The following is a 21,842-nucleotide window of genomic DNA, read 5'->3' as shown; positions in this document are numbered from 1 at the left end:
GACAATGACTCCATCCCTAGGCCTCCTCAACTATGAGTAGCTGGGTTGATTGACCTGCACGCCGGCCCGGCCGGTGCGAAGACCATCCTGACTAATTAAAGGCAGAAGAACTTGAACGCTAACGTAGTCAACGTTGCCGTAGTAGACGGCAAGACCATTACCCAGACGGTGGAACTTTCCTCCGTTAAAAACGGCCAGCCTGTGCGCATCAAAGCAGTACAGGGCGGCAAGTACATCCTCGCCGAAGGTGCTAACGGCATTGCGCCGGAAAACATCACCATCAAGCGCGTGGGCAAAGACTTGCACATCGCCTTGGAAGGCAGCGATCCGGACCAGCCTCAGCTGATCATCGAAGACTTCGAAGGCACTGGTGGCCAACTGGTCGGCGTGGCTGAAGACGGTTCGTACCATGAATACATCTCTTCCGATGCTGAACAGGACCGCTCCGCGGCATTCCTGATTGAAGGCGTTGAAGCGCCACAAGTACTGGGCGCGCAACCGCTGTCAGGTTTCGGCGATGGTTTGGCGGCGGCTGCCGGTATTGGCTGGTTCTGGCCTGCTTTGCTGGGCCTGGCGGCTTTGGGTGTGCTGGGTGGCATTTATGCCGCCACCCGCGATAATGATGGCGGTAATGACGATGCACCGGGTGCCGGCGGTGGCAATGCTGACAAGGGCTCTATCGGTGGCGTTGACGACAATGTCGGCGACAAGCAAGGCCTGATCGAAAACGGTGGCTCCACCGATGACCGTACGCCTACGTTCACAGGTGAAGGTAAGCCAGGCACCAGCGTTGAAATCGTCGACAACGGCGAAACTATTGGTACCGCCATCGTTGGCGAAGACGGCAAGTGGGAATACACCCCGCCTGAGCCGGGCCTGGATGATGGCAAGCACGACATCGTCATCGTACCGGTTGATGAAAACGGTAAAAAAGGCGAGCCCTCGCCAGAGTATGAAATTATCGTCGATACCGTCGCACCTTCGCGCCCATTGATTGACGGTATCTACGATGACGTAGCACCGCAGGAAGGCCAGATCGGCAGCGGCGGGCGCACCAATGACACCACGCCTACCCTGAGCGGTACCGGCGAAGCCGAATCGATTATTCATATCTATGACAACGGCGTAGATATCGGCAGCGTACAGGCCGATAACGAAGGCAAGTGGAGCTTCACGCCTGATCCTGAGCTTGTTGAAGGTCCACACGAATTCACCGTGGTGGCCGAAGATGCCGCCGGTAACACCAGCACACCTTCATTGCCTTTCCCAATCATCGTAGACCTCACCCCGCCGGGCAAACCGGGCGCGGGTACCGGTGGTATCGACGATGCACTCGACAATGTGGGTGCTGACCAGGGCAGCATTGGTAATGGCGACTCCACCGACGACACCACCCCGACCCTGATTGGCAGTGGCGGTGAGCCTGGCGACATCGTCACCATCATCGACAACGGCCTCGAAATCGGCACCGCTATTGTCGATGAAGATGGCAAGTGGGAATTTACCCCGGACCCAGAACTGACCGAAGGCCCTCATGAAATTGTGGTGGTGATCACCGACCCGGCTGGTAACGAAAGTGAGCCTTCGGATCCGCACCTCATCATTGTGGACACCACCGCTCCTAGCAAACCTGGTCCGGGCACTGGCGGCATTGATGATGTACAAGACAATGTGGGGCCAAATCAGGGCAGCATCGGCGATGGCGACATCACTGATGACAACACCCCGAGCATTATCGGCAGCGGCGGCGAGCCGGGCGACATCGTCACCATCATCGACAACGGCCTCGAAATCGGCACCGCTATTGTCGATGAAGATGGCAAGTGGGAATTTACCCCGGACCCAGAACTGACCGAAGGCCCTCATGAAATTGTGGTGGTGATCACCGACCCGGCCGGCAACGAGAGCGAGCCGTCGGACCCGTACACCATCATTGTTGACACGGCAGCTCCCGTTGCGCCGACCCTCACTTCGGTCGTCGATGATCAGGGTGCTGTGACTGGCAACCTGACCTCCGGTGATACCACCGACGACGCACGCCCGGATCTCTCCGGCACTGCTGAAGACGGTAGCCTCGTTATGATCTATGACAATGGCAGACCGATTGGCAGCGTCATCGCCACCGGCGGTACCTGGACGTTCACGCCTACCGTTCCACTGAGCAACGGCCCGCACACCATTACCGCCACTTCGACTGACGCGGCAGGTAATGTCAGCCCTCCTACACCAGGTTTTGACCTGGATGTCGCTGCGGGTGGCGTTCCACCTGCGCCCGCCATCATCACTGTTGTGGACGACCAGGGGGCATTCCAAGGCCCACTGGCACAAAACGACTTTACCGATGATGCTCAGCCGACCATCAATGGTACCGGTGTGGATGGCACTATCATTACGGTATTCGCAAACGGCGTACCGTTGGGCACAACTACTGTCGTGGGTGGTCAATGGAGCTTCACGCCACCCGGCCCGCTGGATGAAGGCCTGAACAACCTGGTCGCCCAGGCGACCGATGCGGCCGGAAATTTGAGCCCGTCCACGGGTGACTATCCAATTAATGTTGATACTTCGGCTCCATCGGCTCCCACTGGCCAAAGCCTGACCGACGATGTGGGCGCAATCACTGGTCCAATTGTCGCCGGCGACACCACCGACGACGCAAATCCGACCTTCAGCGGTATGGCTGAAGCCGGTGCCTTGGTGGTGATCTATGACAACGGCTTAGCGATCGGCAGCACCAGCGCCGACCCAATCACCGGCGCTTGGAGTTTCACTCCGGCGGCACCGCTGGTAAACGGTCCGCACTCGTTTGCCGCCCAGGCAGTAGACAGTGCTGGCAATACCGGCCCGATGGGCCCAGCAATTCCGTTTAATGTCGACACCTCAGGCGTGGTTATTTCCATCACCTCGGTGGTGGACAATGAAGGCACCCTCACCGGTAACCTGACCAGTGGCCAGACCACTGACGACACCACCCCCACTTTGAACGGGCAAGCAACTCCAGGCGGCATCGTTAGTATCTATGACGGCACAACTTTGCTTGGCACCGTGATGGCTGATGCAACTACAGGTCAATGGAGCTTCACCACACCGGCATTGTTCGCGGGCCCTCACGACCTGACGGCCACAGTCACCACGCTAGCCGGTGGCGAAAGTGCACCGACACCAGTATTTGATGTCATCATCGACACCGTCGCTCCGCTTGCCCCTTTGATTGGCGATGTGGCAGACGACGTGGGTGCAATCCAAGGCACGGTGGCTGACGGTGGTTCTACCGATGACACCACGCCGACCCTCTCCGGTAGCGGTCTGCAGCCAGGCGATGTGGTCATGGTTTATGACGACGGCCTGTTGCTCGGCAGTACCTCGGTGATCGGGGATGGGTCCTGGAGCTACACACCGACTACACCTCTCAACCCGGGCCCTCACCCGTTCACGGTTGTGGCGGTCGATCCGGCAGGCAATGCAAGCGTCCCTTCTACCCCTTGGACGATTGAAATTGACACCTCTGCGCCGATCGTCCCGACCCTCACCTCTGTAGTCGATGACCAAGGCGCCGTGACCGGCAACTTGACCTCCGGCGATACCACCGACGACGCACGCCCGGATCTCTCCGGTACTGCTGAAGACGGTAGCCTCGTTACGATCTATGACAATGGCAGACCGATCGGCAGCGTCATCGCCACCGGCGGTACCTGGACGTTCACGCCTACCGTTCCACTGAGCAACGGCCCGCACACCATTACCGCCACTTCGACTGACGCGGCAGGTAATGTCAGCCCTCCTACACTAGGTTTTGACCTGGATGTCGCTGCGGGTGGCGTCCCACCTGCGCCCGCCATCATCACTGTTGTGGATGACCAGGGGGCGTTCCAAGGCCCACTGGCACAAAACGACTTTACCGATGATGCTCAGCCGACCATCAATGGCACCGGTGCGGATGGCACTATCATTACGGTATTCGCAAACGGCGTACCGTTGGGCACAACTACTGTCGTGGGCGGTCAATGGAGCTTCACGCCACCCGGCCCGCTGGATGAAGGCCTGAACAACCTGAGCGCCCAGGCGACCGATGCGGCCGGAAATCCGAGCCCGTCCACGGGTGACTATCCAATTAATGTTGATACTTCGGCTCCATCGGCTCCCACTGGCCAAAGCCTGACCGACGATGTGGGCGCAATCACTGGTCCGATTGTCGCCGGCGACACCACCGACGACGCAAATCCGACCTTCAGCGGTATGGCTGAAGCCGGTGCCTTGGTGGTGATCTATGACAACGGTTTAGCGATCGGCAGCACCAGCGCCGACCCAATCACCGGCGCTTGGAGTTTCACTCCGGCGGCACCGCTGGTAAACGGTCCGCACTCGTTTGCCGCCCAGGCAGTAGACAGTGCTGGCAATACCGGCCCGATGGGCCCAGCAATTCCGTTTAATGTCGACACCTCAGGCGTAGTTATTTCCATCACTTCGGTGGTGGACAACGAAGGCACCATCACCGGTAACCTGACCAGTGGCCAGACCACTGACGACACCACCCCCACGTTGAACGGGCAAGCAACTCCAGGCGGCATCGTTAGTATCTATGACGGCGCAACCTTGCTTGGCACCGTGATGGCTGATGCAACTACAGGTCAATGGAGCTTCACCACACCGGTATTGTTCGCGGGCCCTCACGGCCTGACGGCCACAGTCACCACGCTAGCCGGTGGCGAAAGTGCACCGACACCAGTATTTGATGTCATCATCGACACCGTCGCTCCGCTTGCCCCTTTGATTGGCGATGTGGCAGACGACGTGGGTGTAATCCAAGGCACGGTGGCTGACGGTGGTTCTACCGATGACACCACGCCGACCCTCTCCGGTAGCGGTCTGCAGCCAGGCGATGTGGTCATGGTTTATGACGACGGCCTGTTGCTCGGCAGTACCTCGGTGATCGGGGATGGGTCCTGGAGCTACACGGCGACCCCGCCTCTTAATGATGGTCCGCATCCGTTCACGGTTGTGGCGGTTGATCCTGCGGGTAATGCAAGTGCTCCGTCTGCACCGTGGACCGTTGTCATTGATACCGCTGTGCCGTTTGCTTCTGCGGTGGTCGATAGCATGGGCAAAGACAGCGGTGCGGACAGTGGCGACTTTGTGACCAATGACGGTAGTGCTGGGCGTTTGATTCAAGGATCTTTGACTGCTGCTTTGGCTGTTGGCGAGAAGGTGCAGGTTTCCACGGATGGTGGTGCAACTTGGCTTGACGCGTTGATGAATGCCAATGGTACTTGGAGCTTTATTGATCAGAACAGTCATTCCAGTGATTGGACTATCCAGACCCGTGTAGTGGATGCGGCGGGCAACGCGAACTTGGCAAGCCAATCAATCAGCCTAGACGGCTCGGCGCCAGATGCTCCAGATGGTTTTGCGATTAACGGAACTACGGTTACCGTGGCATTCGACGGTAGCAGCCTGGCCGCGGGAGACACCATTCTGCTGGTGGTAGGCAGTGAGCGCTTTGAGCAAACGTTGACTCAGGCTCAGATTGATGCGGGTTTGATTGATGTGACGACTACCCCCGGCGTGTCCATGACGAATACCTCTGCATCGTTTATCGATCAGGCGGGCAATTCTTCCCAAGTTTTAACCTTCCGCGTTTCGTCCGTCAATTTTGAAAGCGTAACGCCGGTCCGCGTCGCCGAAATGGCTTCAATGGATTTTGGTGCTTTCACCTTTAGGTGGGACGATGGTTCAGCAGACTCTGCCGCTTGGCCTAGAGGTGTAATTCCTGCCGGGACGCTTACAGGGGAAGGGTTTTTGACTCCGTCTATAGGTCTTGGTGCTTGGGGCGGGACTTCACAAGATGCTCGTGCCACTTTGAACAATGGGCAAACGGCAACCGGTGTTACATTCCGGATAGGTGAATTAACTGCCGCTATGGTGTTGCGCTTCTACGATGCCCAAGGAAACGAAGTTCATAATCAGCCTATAGCTGTGACAGGTGGCTCAGGTTCCGCAACGATCAGTTCAACATTGCCAGCGGGAATTGAATTTAATTATTTCGAATTCGACACGGCCGATGGGCAGTACTTCTGGCTGGATGATTTCGTGTTGCAAGGGGTCTCCGGTGGTTATGAATACAACGATCCTGCTGTGAATCAGACAATCAACGATGCAGGTGCTTACTACGGTGATGATGCCGAGAATATTTTCTCATTGGGGAATGTCGCGGATCTGAACAACGTTGATAGTTTCGTCCACGGAGGCGGAGGTTTAGATACCTTAAGCATGACGGGCACGAGCCAGGTTCTGGACTTGTCCGCCATCGCCGGAAAACTCGAATCTATAGAAGTTATCGACATCACCGGCACCGGTAACAACACCCTCAACCTATCCCTGGGCGACGTACTGGAACAAGGCGAAACCTCGCTCTTCACCGCCGATGAAACCACCCAAATGATGGTCAAGGGCAATGCGGGCGACGTCGTCAATCTTGACGACCTACTACCAGACGGTACCGATCCAGGCGACTGGGCTGCTTCGGGCACCGCCACCGTGGCCGGCGTCACCTATAACGTGTTCCAACACTCAACCCTCGACGCACAGTTGCTGGTTCAGGACGGAGTCACCACCAACCTGGTGTAAACGCGCGCACCGTGCGCAGGCCTAGGCCTGTGCACGGTGCGCAGCGCCAACAGGTTGGTTCGCTCCAGCCTCCATTTCATTCAATAGCTGCGTGCACCTCGAGGTGTGCGCGGTGGAGTCATCATCATGTTCAAACACCTTACGGTCTTTAACGTCGCCGTCCTGAGTGTGGCCATGGCCGCCGCTCAGTTCGCCATCGCCGAAGAATACACACCCGGCACGGTCGCCAACCAAGTCTTTGGTAACGCCTACAGCGCTGTGGCCCCGGTTTCCGATGGCCAGGCCCAAGTGGTCTATTACCGCACCAGCGGCATGGGCCAGCAGCAGGGCGCCGCGCACGTCTACGTGGACAGCGAGTTTCACACCGGCCTGTTGCCAGGCGGTTTCAGCACGTTCTGCGTGGTACCGGGCAGCCGCACCCTGGGGGCTTACCTCAATGATGCGCCGGCCTACAAAGGCAAAAATATCGACCTGTACTCCGCCAACCTGGAAGGCGGCAAAACCTACTTCCTGCGCGTACAGGAAAACGGCAACGGCGCACCCCAAGCCGTGAGCCGTGAAGAAGCCGAGCGCGAGCTGGTCGGCAGCCGTTCCCAGATGCAGGCGCTGTCCCGCGCCTCCAAAGTGCAGGCCTGCAACAACCTGCCGCAGCCTGCGCCGCAAGCGGTGCAGTTCAAGGATTACGCTTTGTCCGGCGACGTGTTGTTCGCGTTCGGCAAGTCGGGCTATCAGGACATCAGCCACAAAGGCCGTACCGCGATTCGTGAACTGATCACTCAGTTGCACCGCGAGCACGCAAAGCTGGAGCGCATTGAAGTGGTCGGCCACACCGACCCGATCGGCGCCTACGCGGCCAACCAGGGGCTGGGCCTCAAGCGTGCGCAGACCGTGCGTCGTATGTTGATCGATGGCGGCCTGTCGGCTTCCGCGGTCAGCGCCAGCAGCGCTGGCAGCAGCGAGCCGGTGACCGACGAATGCTACGGCAGCAAGGCTGAGCAAGTGGCGTGCAACGCGCCGAACCGTCGCGTCGTGGTGCGTGTGGACGTCAGCGGCCAGTAAGCCTTCTGTTCAACCTCGCTGAAGGCCTGATACCGGCCACTGTAGGAGCGAGCTTGCTCGCGAAAAACGTCAGCCTGATGCGTACGTTCAGATGCAACGTGGCGCTCAGGTTCTTCGCGAGCAAGCTCGCTCCTACAGACGGTTTCATAGGTCTTCGGGCTTGTTTGTTAGCCGCAGCCGTCAAACCGCTGCGGTTTCTCTTTGAATCAAATCATCGGCATCGCTGTTGTGATGCTCACGGCGGAGTCACGCCCATGTTTTTGCAATGCAGGATAAAAACCGCCGTGCTGTTGAGCGCGACAGTGTTCGCCAGCCCCTTGGTAGCCGAGCCGGTCGCCAGTGTGGCGGGCAAAGTTTTCGATCACACTTACGTCAGCGTCCCGCCGATTGGCGAAGACCAGACGCAAGTGGTGTATTACCGAATGGAAGAGGGCGTGCAGCGCAAAGGCGCCGCCCATGTCTACGTCGACCGCGAGTTCCATTCCGGCCTGTTGCCGGGGGGCTATTCGGTGTTCTGCCTGGCGCCCGGTTCGCACACCTTGGGCGCGTACCTGGACGATACGCCCGAGTACAAAGGCAAACGCAGCGACTTGTACCAAGCCACCTTGCAGGGCGGCAAAACTTACTACCTGCGTGTGCGCGAGGATGGCAATACCTTCCCGCAACCGGTTGCCCGTGAAGAGGCGGAGCGTGAACTGGTGGCTTCGCGCAACCAGGTGCATGCGATATCGCGGGCGTCTGGCGTGGAGGCCTGCCGGCATTACGAGTACCTGGTGGATGAGTCGCGTTTCAAGCGTTACGAGCTGTCCAGCGATGTGCTGTTTGCCTCTGGCGCATCTGCTCGCCAGGACATTCCCGAAGCAGGGCTCAAGGCCGTGCGCAATCTGATTGACGAGCTGCGTGAAGATCACGCACAGGTGCGCCATGTCCAGGTGGTGGGGCATACCGACCCGATGGGCGATGAGGCCAAAAACCAACTGCTGGGGCAGGCTCGGGCTGACACGTTGAGGGAGTTGCTGATTGCTGGCGGGATTTCCGATTCGCTCATCAGCGCGGTCAGCGCCGGCAATCGTGAACCGGTGGTGTTCACCTGTTATGGCAACCCCGCACAGCAGACGGCCTGCTACGCGCCCAACCGGCGCGTGGTGATCAAGGTGGAGCTAGGTAAACCCGTGGAACTGTAAGCCGAGCAAGCCAGGCGCTCACCGTAGTATTCCAGCGCCGAGCCGCCGCGTATGCGCTTTTTGGGACAGGTCTCATTCAGTTGAGTGCCGCCTCTAGTCAGAATTGTCCTACTGGTTTCCAAGGCCCCCTCCGCACTCATTGGGCGGCCTATGAAGCCCCCCATTCCATCGTGATCGCCCCCTTGGCGTTCCGACTTCAGGACACTTGTGATGACGACTGACGCGCCTGCTGGCTCAAGCGTGGAGGCTGCCGTTTTGCCTGCACCCCAGACGACCATCCAGGACACGCTGCTGCAAAGCGTGTCCTGGATGTGCGACCACTATGCGGTGGGAAAATCCGCCGAAGCGCTGACGGCCGGCTTGCCCAAGGGCGGCCTGCTCGCGCCTTCACTGGCCCTCAAGGCGCTGGCCGCCGCCAACCTGTCGGCTGGCCTGGTCAAGCGCAGTGCACAGGCCTTGCCCAAGCAACTGGTGCCGATGGTGCTGCTGCGCAAGGAGCAGGGCGGTTGCATCTTGCTCGGGCGGGCGGTGGTCAAGGATGACGAGGGCAAGAAGGCCTTTCGCTATCAAGTGATTTTGCCGGAAATCGGCGACGAGCCGGTCGAACTGGACCAGGCCAGCATGGACGCGATGTACGCCGGCCACGCGATCCTGGTCAAGCCCCGGGCCAAGGTCGACCTGCGCGCCGGTGACGAATCTCCGCAGCCGGCCGGACATTGGCTGCTCAGCACGCTGTGGCGTTATCGCAGCTACTACCGCAGCGCGGCCATTGCGGCGGTACTGATCAACGTATTGGGCCTGGCGAGCATTTTCTTCACCATGAACGTGTACGACCGCGTGGTACCGAACCAGGCGTTTGTCACCTTGTGGTCGTTGGGCATTGGCGTTGCGTTGGCCATGGTGTTCGAAGCGGTGTCGCGCTATGTGCGGGCTCATCTGTTGGACCTGGCGGGCAAGAAGGCTGACCTGGTCTTGGGCACGTTGCTGTTTCGCCAGGCGCTGTCGATCCAGATGGAGCACAAGCCGGCTTCGTCTGGCTCGTTTGCCAACCAGTTGCGCGAGTTCGAATCGGTACGTGACTTTGCCACCTCGGCCACCCTGGCCACGCTGTCTGACCTGCCGTTCGTGTTGATGTTCGTCGGGGTGATCTTCGTGATCGGCGGCCCGCTGGGCTGGGTGCCGATGCTGTTGATCCCGCTGATCCTGATCATAAGCATCATCATCCAGTGGCCGCTAGCGCGAACCATGCAAGAAAACATGCGCGAGGCGTCGCTCAAGCAAGGGGTGCTGGTGGAGTCGGTCGAGGGCCTGGAGACCTTGAAGGCGGTGGGTGGCGAATCCTACATGCAACGCCGTTGGGAAAACTTCAGTGCCTTGTCGGCGGCGACGTCGATGAAGTCGCGGTCACTGTCCAGCGTGGCCACGGGGGTGGTGGCGTTTCTTCAGCAGTTGCAAACCGTGGTGTTGATCATCATCGGCGTGTACCTGATTGATGCCGGCGACCTGACCATGGGCGCCCTGATCGCCACGGTCATGCTGGCTGGCCGCGCTACCGCGCCACTAGGGCAAGTGATCGGCCTGGCCGTGCGCTTCCAGCAGGCCAAGGCTGCGCTGAATTCCTTGAATGGCTTGATGGCCATGCCGGTGGACCGTGACGCAACCCGCGAGTACCTGCCCAAGCCGTCGTTGTCAGGGCAGATCACTGTCAAGAACGTGGGTTTTTCTTACCCGGCACCGCCCATGCAACCTAACCCTGTGGTGCTGCAAGGCATCAACCTGACGGTGGCGACGGGGGAGCGCGTGGCGATCCTGGGCCGTATCGGCAGCGGCAAATCCACCTTGTTGCGAGTGATGGCCAGGCTGTATTCGCCGACCCAAGGGCAGATGTTCACCGATGGGCTAGATGTAAACCAGATCGACCCGGCCGATTGGCGCAAAGCCGTGGGTTATGTGGGCCAAGACGCTCGACTGTTCTACGGCTCGCTGCGTGAGAACGTGATGATCGGTCGCCCGGAATCCACCGCTGACGAGTTTCTGCGCGTGCTGCGCCTGACCGGCCTGGACCACGTGGCCGCCAAACATCCCAAGGGCATCAACCTGCCGATTGGTGAGTCCGGCGAAGGCTTGTCGGGTGGGCAGCGCCAGTTGGTATCCCTGGCTCGCAGCTTGTTGGCGCGACCAAAACTCTTGCTGCTGGATGAACCGACCAGTGCCATGGACACGCAAACCGAAGCGCTGTTCCTGGAGCATCTCAAGCGCGCTACCGAAGGCCAAGCCTTAGTGGTGGTGACTCACCGCCCATCGCTGTTGGCCTTGGTGGACCGCATCGTGGTGGTGGACGACGGCAAAGTCGTGGCCGATGGCCCGAAGGCCGACATTCTCGCGAAGCTGTCCGGTGCGCCCGAAGCGCCCGCCGCCCAACCGGTTCGTCGTCGCGCAGCACCCGCTGCTTCCCAGGGAGCGGCTGCAACATCGAAACCAGCACCAACCTTCGAGGTGGGTAAAAGCCCCCAGGTTGGTAACAAGCCTTTAGCAACGCCTGCACCAGCAGCCGTGCAGGAGATAGCATCGTGATCGGTAAATTTTGGGGCACCAGTGCCCAGGCGCGTCTGGAACCCGGCGACGCGGCGTTCATGAATGATGTGCAAGAATCGCTGCTGTCACAAACCACGCCAGGTTCCAAGCTGGTGATCTACCTGATCGCAGTGGTGTTGATCATTGGCGTGGTATGGGCCAGTTTTGCACGGGTCGAAGAGATTACCCTGGGCGAAGCCAAGATCATTTCGTTGAGCCGTGAACAGGTGATTCAAAGCCTGGAAGGCGGGATTCTCTCCGAAATGAACGTGCGTGAAGGCGCGATCGTGGAGAAGGGCGAAGTGCTGTTGAAGATCGACGCCACTCGCGCCGAATCCAGCTACCGCGAGGCGCTGTCAAAGGTGATCGGCCTGAAAGCCGCCATTACTCGACTGCGCTCCGAGGCCTACCAGCAACCGCTGGAGTTCGAGGAAATGGTCAAGCAGGACCCGGTGGTCATGGCCCAAGAAGTGCGGGCCTATGAGTCGCGCAAGCGCTCGCTCAACGACAGCGTCAGCGCGCTGGAACGCAGTTATGCACTGTCCTCGCGCGAGATCCGCCTGGCAGAACCTTTGGCAGCCAAAGGGCTGATGTCGGAAGTCGAACTGCTGCGCATCAAACGTTCGGCCAATGATATCAAGTCGCAGATTGTTGAGCGCATCAACAAGTTCAAGGCTGATGCCAGCTCTGAACTGGCCAAGCTGGAGATGGAGCTTTCGCAGGTCAGTGAAAACTTGGTGGGTCGTGCCGACATTCGTGACCGCACCACCATTACCGCCCCGGTGCGCGGCACGGTGAAAAACGTGCGGGTCAGCACCATCGGTGGTGTTATTCAGCCGGGGGAGCACATCCTTGAGATCGTACCTCTGGAGGAACAACTGCTGGTGGAGGGCAAGATTCGCCCCTCTGACGTAGCGTTTTTGCGCCCCGGCCTGCCGGCAACTGTGAAAATCACCGCTTATGACTACGCCATTTACGGTGGCCTCAAAGGCACGGTCGAACACATCAGCCCGGACACCTTGAAGGATGATCAAAAAGCGGCGGCGGGGCGCCCTGATGACACCTATTACCGTGTACTGGTGCTGACCGACAGCAGTGAGCTGACGGCGGGTGGGAAGTCGCTGCCGATTATTCCAGGGATGGTTGCGTCCGTTGAAATCCGTACCGGTGAAAAGACCATCCTGGATTACCTGCTCAAGCCCGTGCTCAAGGCGCGCGAAGCGTTCCGGGAGCGTTGATCATGACGATTAAAACTCACCTGCAGTGTGAATTGCGGGCTCAGGAATTGTTTACCCCGCGTAACCGCATGCCTGTCTTTTGGGCGCTGTTCTTGTGCCTGTCGATGTGTGCTTCGTCGAATGTGATGGCTGACGAATTAGCGGTTTTCGTTGCGCTTTCAAAACCTCAGCCACAGCAGCCAGTGCGAACCCCCGTGGTCAAGACGGTTACACCGCCCCAGCCTTTGACTCCGGCGCCGGCCAAAGCGCAGCCGCTACCGGTGGTGACCTATTCCAGGGCGCCGAAGCCAGTGAGCAACACGCTGGAATTTACCAAAGTGGCTGAACCGGCCACCGTGCGTTTCGCGCCTGTACGTTCCAGACCTGCAGCGGCAGTGGCTCGCCCTGTGCCGAGCAGCGTGGTGGTTGAGTCCAGGCCTGTCAAACCGTCGGTTCCCGTGGCTCGTTCAACAGCAGTGCCCGGTGTCTCGGCGCTGGAATTCAATGGTCGACTGGCCAGCCGCCAAGTCACCGCTTCCGGTCCTTCGGAACGCGAACTGAAGGAGATATTCCACCGCGCCGTCCAAGCGGCCGCCGAGCGCAGCCCCAAGGTGCAGCGTGCCCACGCGGAGTTGGCGGCTGCCGATGCCGATATCGACGAAGCCAAGGGCCAGCGCTACCCGCAGGTCGACCTGGGCACCACGGCCGGCTCGAAGAAGTTTGGTTCCGGCTCAGAAAACAGTGAAGGCACCAGCACCGGTATCAACCTCAACGTGGTTACGCCGGTCTACGACTGGGGGCGTATCCGCAACACCATCGAGAGCCGAGGTCACCTCTCCAAGGCGGCCACGGCGGCCATCGATGCCGAGCTGGAAAACTCGGCCTTCGAAGTGACCAACACATTGGTGGAGTTGGGCAAGCAACGCATCATTGTCGACATCAGCCAGCAGTACGTAGACCGCATGGACGAACTGGTGAAAATGCTCGCGGGGATCGTGGCCGTGGACAAGGGGCGTTCCAGTGAATTGACCCAGGCCAAAGCGCGCCTGCTGCAAGCTCAGGCCGCGCGCGATTCCGCGGGCACCCGTGCCAGGGACGCAGAGATCAACCTGCGCAAACTGGTGGGTGAGCGGCCCATCATGATCCCGCGCACCAAGGAGTGGAACATCCGCCTGGCCAACCTCGACCATCTGTTATCGATGACCGAAGACCACCCGGTGATCAACCAGGCCAAAGCGCAGACCGAGTCTGCCGAATCCCAGGCCAAAGTAGTGCGCTCATCCTCATTGCCGCAGTTGAATTGGGTGATCAGCAAGTCGACTGCCGAAGATTCGCTGGGGCGCGAACAGCCCTGGGAAACCCACTTGGCCGTGACCTGGGGCGCCTTCCGAGGCGGCTCTACACGGGCATCGGAACGCGCCGCGCTACAGCGCGCCGAAGCAAGCCGACAGGAAGTGGAGCAGCAGCGCCTGGACCTGGAATACCGGATCCGCACTGCCAACCACGAAGCCAAAACCTTTCTTGAGCGCGCTGAGTTGTATCGCGACCTTACCGGGGAGTCCGACGGTATTCGCGTGGCGTTTTATGAGCAGTGGTACCACCTGGGCAAGCGAACGTTGCTCGATGTGCTGTCTGCCGAGAGTGACCACTACGGCAACCGGGTGAGTGAAATCACCAATCGCTTTGATGGTTACCAGGCGGTCTTGCGGCAGTACGCCGGAGCAGGGGCTTTGGCAGCGTGGTTGCGCGGAGCATAAAAGCGCGGTCTTGAAGGGGGGATGTTGCCGCTGACATCCATCACCGATGTGTCTGAGTGCGCTTTTCTGGACGGTAAGTGAACAGGCACACCACTTACCTAAGTCTCAAAAAATAACTGTGCCCACTATTCAAATGGATACTTACTTATGTCGCTATTCAAACGATCAACTGCTGAACTGATAGGCACATTCTGGTTGGTGTTCGGTGGCTGCGGTAGTGCAGTGCTGGCGGCATCCTTCCCGGCATTGGGGATCGGCTTCCTGGGGGTTGCCCTGGCATTTGGCTTGACAGTGCTGACCATGGCATTTGCCATTGGCCACCTTTCAGGCTGCCATCTCAACCCCGCAGTATCGGTCGGCCTTGTGGTGGGTGGACGATTCCCGGCCAGAGAGTTACCCGCCTACATCGTTGCCCAGGTGTTGGGAGGTTTGATTGCCGCGGCCTTGTTGTATTTCGTGGCCAGTGGCAAACCGGGTTTCGAATTGGCGAACGGCCTCGCGGCCAATGGATACGGTGAACACTCACCAGGCGGCTACTCAATGGCGTCAGGGTTTGTCACTGAGTTGATGATGACGGCAATGTTCGTTCTGATCATTCTTGGCGCTACCGATAAGCGCGCCCCGGCTAACCTGGCGCCTATTGCCATTGGCCTGACGCTGACCCTGATCCACCTGATCTCAATCCCCATCACCAACACCTCGGTCAACCCGGCTCGCAGCACCGGCCCGGCGCTGATCGTGGGTGGCTGGGCGGTTGAACAATTGTGGTTGTTCTGGCTGGCACCGTTGCTAGGGGCCGTTGTCGGTGGCGTAACCTATCGTTGGTTGGGTAAGGCCGATACCTGACAGGAGGGAACCGGGCATTGCTTCCAAAAAGATCGAACTGTCGGCGTTCGCCTTTCGTTCATTTTATTGAAGGCAAGGCGATGTCACACAGCGGTTCCCTGAGGAGAGCAATGGATCGGCAGCATACAGGTCTAGTGGTGACGCAGGCGTAGGGCGGGTCACGGCGCATTGTTTCGCCGCCGTTGCGGCTGGCAATCGACCGATTGTCAGCAATGACATTCTATCTGGGCGAGTGATCAACCGGCGGATAGACATTCACCCGGTGCCGTAAGCGAGTGTTTGTGACGAATCCCGCGTGCAAGTGGGGGATGATTCGATGAGGGGCTAGAGATGAATCCCCTGTGAGTATATAAATATCGAAGAATCATCAGATCTACTCGTTGCCGCCGACTCCAAGGAGGAACAAGCATGTGTGACAAAGATTGTCGTTGCTACTTTGAAACGGATGACTATAAAGCTTACCAAGACATAGAAGACCTGATCGGCCAAAGTACTCCTGAACAAGCTTGGGCGTTGTATTTTGTGTCCACGGGAGTGGTGCGTGAGAACATCGCCTCGGCGGTGATGACACACATCGCGAGAGGCAACAAAGCGCTTAAAGCTACGTTCCTCGAATTTTCTCCAGCAGAAAAATAAGTGCTAGGTAATGCTCTGTTGTTAGGAAACTTCCGATCAACTTTCCGCAACCGAACGGAAAGTTGATCGGAAGTTCCTTAGGGCGTAATGCGCGCCCTAAAGTTGAATCTCTATCGGGCTTGACGAGCCACGAGCTGCGACAGTCGCGTCTTGACTCGAAAGCAGAACTCACGGATTTGAAATTGATAACCCGGCATAACCATATCGTTTATATCAGGACTAATCGAATCTTTAACCTGCATGTACTTATTGGTCTTGCTGGCAATGACCTGGAATTCTGCCTCGTACTTATCGTAAGACGCTTTATTGTAAAGCTTTAGAGTGTCTAGCTCTCTACGGCATTGCTGGACACGCAGCTGGTCTGTAGTTGTCGCTGATTCTGCTTGATTAGCCGCAGCTGAAACAGCTGGGGTGTCAGCACTGGCAGCCGCTTGTCGTACTGGCGGGCCTGCTGGCGTGGTAGGAGCGAGGGCACGCGGAGCTGGTTGAACGACAACAGGCGTTGGTGTCACGCTAGATTTTTCTGGCGTTTTCGTAGCACATCCTGAGAGAGTAAGCGCTACTGTTATAGCTATACAGAAAATTTTATTCATCGATTTCACCAAAGAGTTATTATGGTTGCCTGAGTTGTTACGTTCTGGATAAAGGTAATAGCTCATTCAAGGTGGAAAAGCTTCTAGCCTCAAGACGCTCAGTCTCTCATTGTGTGTGCATAGGCGAGGGATACTAGTAAAAAAGCAACGAGATGGCGAATAAAAGCTGTCATAAATGCTATCCATTTCATAGATATCACGGTTTAGGCACCAATGAGGGGCACCACACCTGCCTCGCTCCACGTTGACGCTGATGGAGATGGGCCGATTTCGATGTCAGCAAAATAAGGATTTGTTCATCCTGCTGGGCTTCAGGAAGGGAGTCATGGGCGGATAAGCCGATCAATGTGCACCGCCTTTGTTGATGTGCATCGGGTTGGACCTGAGTAGGGTATATCTGAAAATCGTACGGGGATTTCAGTCTCGGTTAGCGAACGAGGTCCTCACGTACTTCTTTCATCAGGGGCCGAGCCATGAGCTCAATATGATTGTTTGTAAAAATCATTTAATGAATCAAAAAAAAGCCTGAAGGCCCCCCAGTTATTGGGGCAGCTCTTCGGGCTTTTTGCGTTTTGAATGGACCGGTTCGTCTGTTGTTCTGATTGTTATGTCTGGTGTTTAGGCTTCGTGCATCAGCGTAGTACCATGGCACCGCCGAAGAATACGCCCACACACAAGCCAAGTACTTGTGGGCCGACGGCCCAAAATACCTTGATCCAAATTAGGCTCAGGATGCCACCGTTGGTGAGAACTGCATCTGGGTGAGCGAATTTACGGATGGCATCACCAGCCAGGGCGCCCAACCAGCCCAGAAACGCACCAACCATAACGGCCAGGCATTTAGAAAACCAGCCTGCACCCAATGCCATGGGCGACGAGTTGAAGGTCACACTCACGATTGCCAACACCGCCGCTGCCACACCCCAACCAACCATCGCTGGACTGATGCCGCCTGTGTTGTTGCCTTTTTTGTTGACGCCGCTCTGTGGGTTTTTGTCTTGTAGAGACATGTGATTCTCCTTTTGTGATGATTGGTATCTGAGTTACCAAGCGGCCTGGCAGCTGTTGTTTTTGTCGTTCAGTGCCGGCAATACCGCCCTGAGGTTCTGAGTGGGCAAGTTGAAGACCTTGCCTTGAGCGCTGAACTGCAACCGGTTGGCTTTGCGCAAGGCCCCCCAGAACTCATGGGTGAAGATGCTGCTGCAGGCGCGGCAGTCGGTGTAGAAGGGGTTATGGAAGGTTTTGCCATCCACGATGAGGTCAAAGCCTTGTCCGTCTTCTGAGCTATACCCTTGGCCATTCACAGAGGCACTGGCTGAGACATAGCGGTCGTCATCATTCGGACATGCAATCACCAATTCGTTGCCATTGCCGTCGTCAACGGCATATTCGTTGGTGCCCATCGCCCAGCCCGCTGTCCAGGTATTTGTTCCGGCAGAGGCGGTATTCGCGGCCAGGAAGCTAAGCGCCACGATCAATAAGTTTTTCGTATTCATGGATGTTCCTTATCGAGTGATGTTGACATGTGACTTTAAGATGAATGGCAACCTTTAAGGATGATTTTCAACTTTTGATGTTCTTCATGTCAATGAGGTGATGCCCAACCATTAAGGTGGATTTTTAGAGGCGTTACGATGAAAACCGATCAGAAAGGCTTGGCTGAAGCGATAGGGCGGGCTATCGCCAGGCAGCGTATGCGCGCTGGACTAACCCAGGAGGAAGTGGCGGAGAGGCTGGGAGTGGGAAATGAGGCGGTTTCCCGTATTGAACGGGGCATCGTCATTCCTAACATTATCCGTCTGTTCGACTTTGCATCGATCTTTGGTTGTGAAGCGACCGAGTTACTGAGTGAGTCCAGTCCACTGCCAGATGACCAGGCCAGTCGACTCAGCCAATTACTGGTTGCGTTGAATCAGTCAGACCGCCAATTGCTGGTGGAGGTGATCGACCGGTTGAGCGAGCGCTTGGCTCGGGGATAGGTTGAGCGTGAGGCTGTTCAGGTTTCCGGTGTGCTTAGTGGAAGACCTTCTAGAGGGGCAGCATCGGGATCGAAGATCAAGAAGCGGACATCGGCTTGAGCGGCCAGGTGCAGGAGCTCTATCACTTCGGTTGGCAGTCCTCGATTGAGCTGTTCTTGGCGGAGTCTGGTGCTCGTTATGCCGTGGCTCTGCAAGTTCTGATCCGTCCAGGGCGTACTGATCAGCTTGCAACAGACACCCTGATAGCGTGGTAGATGAAAAAACTCTACCAGCAGCCCCGACAATCTCCGGGAAGTGTCCAGGCTGGCCAGCCAGTGGATCTCGTCCAGTGCTTTCTCAGATAGGTGGGCACTGGTGATCTCCCAGCAGCGGCTGTAATGCCCTGTCAAAAAGGACAGGCGGCGCATGATGTGCTGGGCTGCTGCAAGTGAGTACTGGTCGCCGATAAGGTGGGATTGTCCGTATTCATCCGAGTAGATCGAGTAAAGGACATTATTCACGAGACCGGCACTGGGGTACTGATCTAGCAATGTGTCATCGGTGGTCTGATTTTGTGTGATGAGGGCAAACTCGTCGTCAAATACGCAGGAAAAGCCGCGTAGGGTTTCGTCAGGTAAATGAGTCTGTGAGGGATGCAGCGCGCGATGACAGGACTGGCAATCACCCTCGTGGGTGATCTGGAGCACCCGCTCGATCGATAGCGTGCTGTATCCACGAATAAAGGGGTTGGTTTGTGACATAGCGTTCTCCTGTGGCAGGGGCTCCAACGATTTAGAAACATGCGCGAGGTTCGTCAGGATTAGGCATTCTTATTCCTGACTGTCGAGGCTGTCAGCCGAAGTGAGTTCGTCGTAGTTAGTCGTGAAAGCAGAAGTGAGCGGGAGTCCAAATTGAGTCCTGTTTATGCGGTTCAGGCTCGGCAAGTGATCTGAATGCCGGTTTGCTTGAAAAAAGCGCCCAGCAGAAGTATTGCCAGGATTACGACCAGGAGTACTGGCCAAAAGCGCACCAGGGTAACTATCGCCGTGACGGCCATGACACTGCTGGCTAGTATTCCGAAGAACAAAAAAAGTAAGCCGATAAAGCGTAGAACATTCATTATGTTTTCCTTTGCGTGCGGTCAAGTGCAGGCAGTATCAAGAAGACTCGGCCGAGTCATTGAGCAAGCTGTTAATGGAAGATGAAGTTGTGCTTATAAAGATAGGAAGTTGTTTTTTATTACTTTTGCGCAATTGCTTAATACGAGAGAGTCATCAGGGATATCCCCACTGACGACGGCTCCCGCACCGATGGTGACTCCATTGCCGATATTGGCGTAGGGCAGAATCGTTGCATTAATGCCGATGAAGCACTCGTCACCAATCTTACAGTGCTTCGAAACGGTTGCTCCGTGTGCAATAATGACCGAATCGCCAATGTGAGAGCCATGTCCGACAAACGCTCGGGCATGAATGCAACTATTGTTACCTATGGATACTTCCATCTGCAGAAACACAGCCGCTTGGATATAATTGCCTATACCCATCTTGACCGAGGTCAGGTCCACGTCAGGGTGTATGAGATTACCTAAGGTCGCGCCTGTTTTAATGACCTTTTTCGTAACTTCATGGCGAACATATGGGGAGTCGCTCATCAAATTAACGAATTTGGTATCCGGTCCTTTGAGTTGAGCAACCAGATCAAGAGCCCCTACAATCGGGGTCCCATAAAACGAGGTGTGGTGTTTGGCTAGGTCATCATCTAGAAACGCAAACTCTACGTGAGGTGTTTTGAGATGCACTGCATGTAGGGTACGAATGCTTTCTGGATTTTTTGCGTCTAATAGATAAATTTTCATCGCGCTTCCTTTTCTAGAATATCCCTGTCAATCCCCTTCAGCCAGGGGCTGAGTTCTGCTCTCGATCAGCGCTACATATCCCAGGTACTCCATCAGGAGGAATCAATTTCCGAAAAGGGTCGTAAATACCGTGGTCGATTAAGCATCATAGCGTAACGATTTGCGGCATGGGAAGAATATCTGCACATCTAGACAAAGACCTTGATCTCCAGCGTTTGGGGGCCTCCGTACGAGCACGGCGCTTGTCGCTGGGTTTGTCGCAGGAAGCCTTGGCTGACTCCGCTGGGGTGGATCGATCACATATGGGGAAAATTGAGCGTGGGGAGCGAAATGTCACGTTTTTAAACATTCTGCGTATCGCGAAAGCCATCGGCTGCAGACCTTCCGATTTGTTTCTCGATGCGGGGTTATGAACAAGACGCACGCGTTGAGCGCTTGGTCGGTCTCCAAACCAGGCGCTCATGAGAAGGTTGATGTCTTTTAGGCAACGAGTTGCAGGGCTGTCCTGAGAGCCTTCTGTTTGATCACCGCGCCTTGGCCAAACCAAGCTGAATCCAATCGATACTCCGAACTTCGGGCGCGTCGCTCGTGATCCACGTACTCGGTTACCGCGTTCAGCAAACCCCAGGCGGTGCCGCGAGCGGACGCCATTTCAGATCCTCGGCCTTTACCTTCGTACAGGCTTTGGACTTTCTCCATCGCTCGCTTGTTGGGTAGCGCATCGGGAATGGGGGCATGGGCACTGGTATCACATAGCACGTCCATAAAAAAGCCAAGGGCCTCTTTCGTTTGAACCTTACGCTCGGCGAGGGTGCGCATCCGGTACATGAACTCGTCCCATTGCGAGACGGCGATGCCCAGTTGCTTTTTGACAGTTCGAGGATCAAAGCGCGTGCTGTGCGGCACCTTGATGGCATGGGTGGCACCGTTGAGCGAAATGCTCAAGGTGTTGTTGCAGACTACGCGAACAGTGGTAGGGGTGGCTGTGGTCGCCAGTGTGCCGTCGCAGGAGGTTGCCAGCAGCAGATAGCCATTGACCTGATCATTGCCCTTCAGTGTGGTCGCTTGACCCGTTCTGGCAAGAGCCCAGAACTTGCGTCCACCTTTCAACACACCTGCGGTTTCCAGTTCGTAGCCTGAGAACTCCGTCAGGTCTCGGTAGAACTCCAAGACGTCACGAGGCTGCACGATCTGATAGCGATGCGAGACCACTGACAATGGGGCTTTGGTGTCTGATCGATAAAGCACTTTTTGTTCCGGGAAGGTGTGAATGCTGCCCAAGGGGCCGACAGCCTCGGCTTTGAAATGAACCGGACTGTCTTGAATCTGCCAATTCATCCCTGCTTCGCGCTGCCAGACTTCCAGCGGTTGTTTTTCGGTAAGGCGACTACCTAAGCCGTGCCAAGGGGTAGCGCCAACGTAAGCCATTTGTTCGATGAGATGGGCCATGGGAGAGATTCCTTTGGGTGCAGGTCGGCATAAGCACTGCGCAGAACGCAGCACAGACCTGGATTAATATGGGGGAGTTGAAAGGCG

17 protein-coding genes are annotated in these 21,842 nt (G+C 57.1%); 10 read left to right on the top strand and 7 right to left on the bottom strand.

Annotated elements, in window-relative coordinates; genetic code table 11:
* Positions 1–111: 111 nt before the first annotated feature.
* From PSH96_RS25725 to PSH96_RS25690, 8 genes are all read left to right on the top strand, one after another.
* Positions 112–6,624 (top strand): Ig-like domain-containing protein, encoded by a 6,513-nt coding sequence (locus PSH96_RS25725; RefSeq protein WP_305383065.1) that lies wholly within the window; start codon positions 112–114, stop codon positions 6,622–6,624.
* 126 nt (positions 6,625–6,750) lie between these two features.
* Complete coding sequence (locus PSH96_RS25720) at positions 6,751–7,683, top strand: OmpA family protein (protein ID WP_305383063.1); 933 nt, start codon at positions 6,751–6,753, stop codon at positions 7,681–7,683.
* A 254-nt stretch (positions 7,684–7,937) separates the two neighbouring features.
* Positions 7,938–8,867 (top strand): OmpA family protein, encoded by a 930-nt coding sequence (locus PSH96_RS25715; RefSeq protein WP_305383061.1) that lies wholly within the window; start codon positions 7,938–7,940, stop codon positions 8,865–8,867.
* A 210-nt stretch (positions 8,868–9,077) separates the two neighbouring features.
* A complete protein-coding gene (locus PSH96_RS25710) occupies positions 9,078–11,441 on the top strand; it encodes a type I secretion system permease/ATPase (protein ID WP_305383059.1) in 2,364 nt (787 codons plus the stop codon).
* On the top strand, positions 11,438–12,679 hold the full coding sequence (locus tag PSH96_RS25705; protein ID WP_122299851.1) for an HlyD family type I secretion periplasmic adaptor subunit: 1,242 nt from the start codon (positions 11,438–11,440) through the stop codon (positions 12,677–12,679). The genes PSH96_RS25710 and PSH96_RS25705 overlap by 4 nt, the downstream gene beginning before the upstream one ends.
* Before the next feature lie 437 nt (positions 12,680–13,116).
* Positions 13,117–14,415, top strand: a complete 1,299-nt coding sequence (locus tag PSH96_RS25700; protein WP_305383057.1) for a TolC family protein — start codon at positions 13,117–13,119, stop codon at positions 14,413–14,415.
* A 147-nt stretch (positions 14,416–14,562) separates the two neighbouring features.
* Positions 14,563–15,261 (top strand): aquaporin Z, encoded by a 699-nt coding sequence (gene aqpZ, locus PSH96_RS25695; RefSeq protein WP_305383055.1) that lies wholly within the window; start codon positions 14,563–14,565, stop codon positions 15,259–15,261.
* A gap of 408 nt (positions 15,262–15,669) precedes the next feature.
* Positions 15,670–15,897 carry a hypothetical protein gene (locus PSH96_RS25690; RefSeq protein WP_305383053.1) on the top strand — a complete coding sequence of 76 codons (228 nt, stop codon included), beginning with the start codon at positions 15,670–15,672 and terminating at the stop codon, positions 15,895–15,897.
* Between the two features lie 110 nt (positions 15,898–16,007).
* Here PSH96_RS25690 and PSH96_RS25685 read toward each other — a convergent pair whose 3' ends face one another.
* The 3 genes from PSH96_RS25685 to PSH96_RS25675 form a co-directional block, all read right to left on the bottom strand.
* Complete coding sequence (locus PSH96_RS25685; protein ID WP_305383050.1) at positions 16,008–16,490, bottom strand: hypothetical protein; 483 nt, start codon at positions 16,488–16,490, stop codon at positions 16,008–16,010.
* Between the two features lie 632 nt (positions 16,491–17,122).
* Entirely contained in the window at positions 17,123–17,500 is a 378-nt protein-coding gene (locus PSH96_RS25680) for a hypothetical protein (RefSeq protein ID WP_216311958.1), read from the bottom strand.
* 33 nt (positions 17,501–17,533) lie between these two features.
* Complete coding sequence (locus PSH96_RS25675) at positions 17,534–17,986, bottom strand: hypothetical protein (RefSeq protein WP_305383046.1); 453 nt, start codon at positions 17,984–17,986, stop codon at positions 17,534–17,536.
* 138 nt (positions 17,987–18,124) lie between these two features.
* Between PSH96_RS25675 and PSH96_RS25670 the strand changes: the two genes are divergently transcribed.
* A complete protein-coding gene (locus PSH96_RS25670) occupies positions 18,125–18,469 on the top strand; it encodes a helix-turn-helix domain-containing protein (RefSeq protein WP_216311956.1) in 345 nt (114 codons plus the stop codon).
* A gap of 17 nt (positions 18,470–18,486) precedes the next feature.
* On the opposite strand, the gene PSH96_RS25665 is transcribed toward PSH96_RS25670, so the two are convergent.
* The 3 genes from PSH96_RS25665 to PSH96_RS25655 form a co-directional block, all read right to left on the bottom strand.
* Complete coding sequence (locus tag PSH96_RS25665) at positions 18,487–19,209, bottom strand: ABC transporter substrate-binding protein (protein ID WP_305383040.1); 723 nt, start codon at positions 19,207–19,209, stop codon at positions 18,487–18,489.
* 170 nt (positions 19,210–19,379) lie between these two features.
* Positions 19,380–19,568 carry a hypothetical protein gene (locus tag PSH96_RS25660; RefSeq protein ID WP_305383038.1) on the bottom strand — a complete coding sequence of 63 codons (189 nt, stop codon included), beginning with the start codon at positions 19,566–19,568 and terminating at the stop codon, positions 19,380–19,382.
* A 93-nt stretch (positions 19,569–19,661) separates the two neighbouring features.
* A complete protein-coding gene (locus PSH96_RS25655; protein WP_305383036.1) occupies positions 19,662–20,306 on the bottom strand; it encodes a DapH/DapD/GlmU-related protein in 645 nt (214 codons plus the stop codon).
* Positions 20,307–20,473: 167 nt separating this feature from the next.
* Between PSH96_RS25655 and PSH96_RS25650 the strand changes: the two genes are divergently transcribed.
* Complete coding sequence (locus PSH96_RS25650) at positions 20,474–20,719, top strand: helix-turn-helix transcriptional regulator (RefSeq protein WP_038454171.1); 246 nt, start codon at positions 20,474–20,476, stop codon at positions 20,717–20,719.
* A gap of 67 nt (positions 20,720–20,786) precedes the next feature.
* Here PSH96_RS25650 and PSH96_RS25645 read toward each other — a convergent pair whose 3' ends face one another.
* A complete protein-coding gene (locus PSH96_RS25645) occupies positions 20,787–21,755 on the bottom strand; it encodes a DUF932 domain-containing protein (RefSeq protein WP_305383033.1) in 969 nt (322 codons plus the stop codon).
* Between the last annotated feature and the right edge of the window lie 87 nt (positions 21,756–21,842).

The sequence above is a fragment of the Pseudomonas sp. FP2338 genome (genome assembly GCF_030687515.1).
GTDB classification, from domain to species: domain Bacteria; phylum Pseudomonadota; class Gammaproteobacteria; order Pseudomonadales; family Pseudomonadaceae; genus Aquipseudomonas; species Aquipseudomonas salomonii.
The sequence above is the reverse complement of the archived record's forward strand: the minus strand, read 5'-3'. Positions and strand labels throughout refer to the sequence as shown.

Coding starts and splice junctions, on each gene's coding strand:
- PSH96_RS25720 (WP_305383063.1), top strand. CDS start 6,751: ATGTTCAAACACCTTACGGTCTTTAACGTCGCCGTCCTGAGTGTGGCC.
- PSH96_RS25715 (WP_305383061.1), top strand. CDS start 7,938: ATGTTTTTGCAATGCAGGATAAAAACCGCCGTGCTGTTGAGCGCGACA.
- PSH96_RS25710 (WP_305383059.1), top strand. CDS start 9,078: ATGACGACTGACGCGCCTGCTGGCTCAAGCGTGGAGGCTGCCGTTTTG.
- aqpZ (WP_305383055.1), top strand. CDS start 14,563: ATGTCGCTATTCAAACGATCAACTGCTGAACTGATAGGCACATTCTGG.
- PSH96_RS25690 (WP_305383053.1), top strand. CDS start 15,670: ATGTGTGACAAAGATTGTCGTTGCTACTTTGAAACGGATGACTATAAA.
- PSH96_RS25685 (WP_305383050.1), bottom strand. CDS start 16,490: ATGAATAAAATTTTCTGTATAGCTATAACAGTAGCGCTTACTCTCTCA.
- PSH96_RS25680 (WP_216311958.1), bottom strand. CDS start 17,500: ATGTCTCTACAAGACAAAAACCCACAGAGCGGCGTCAACAAAAAAGGC.
- PSH96_RS25675 (WP_305383046.1), bottom strand. CDS start 17,986: ATGAATACGAAAAACTTATTGATCGTGGCGCTTAGCTTCCTGGCCGCG.
- PSH96_RS25670 (WP_216311956.1), top strand. CDS start 18,125: ATGAAAACCGATCAGAAAGGCTTGGCTGAAGCGATAGGGCGGGCTATC.
- PSH96_RS25665 (WP_305383040.1), bottom strand. CDS start 19,209: ATGTCACAAACCAACCCCTTTATTCGTGGATACAGCACGCTATCGATC.
- PSH96_RS25660 (WP_305383038.1), bottom strand. CDS start 19,568: ATGAATGTTCTACGCTTTATCGGCTTACTTTTTTTGTTCTTCGGAATA.
- PSH96_RS25655 (WP_305383036.1), bottom strand. CDS start 20,306: ATGAAAATTTATCTATTAGACGCAAAAAATCCAGAAAGCATTCGTACC.
- PSH96_RS25650 (WP_038454171.1), top strand. CDS start 20,474: ATGGGAAGAATATCTGCACATCTAGACAAAGACCTTGATCTCCAGCGT.
- PSH96_RS25645 (WP_305383033.1), bottom strand. CDS start 21,755: ATGGCCCATCTCATCGAACAAATGGCTTACGTTGGCGCTACCCCTTGG.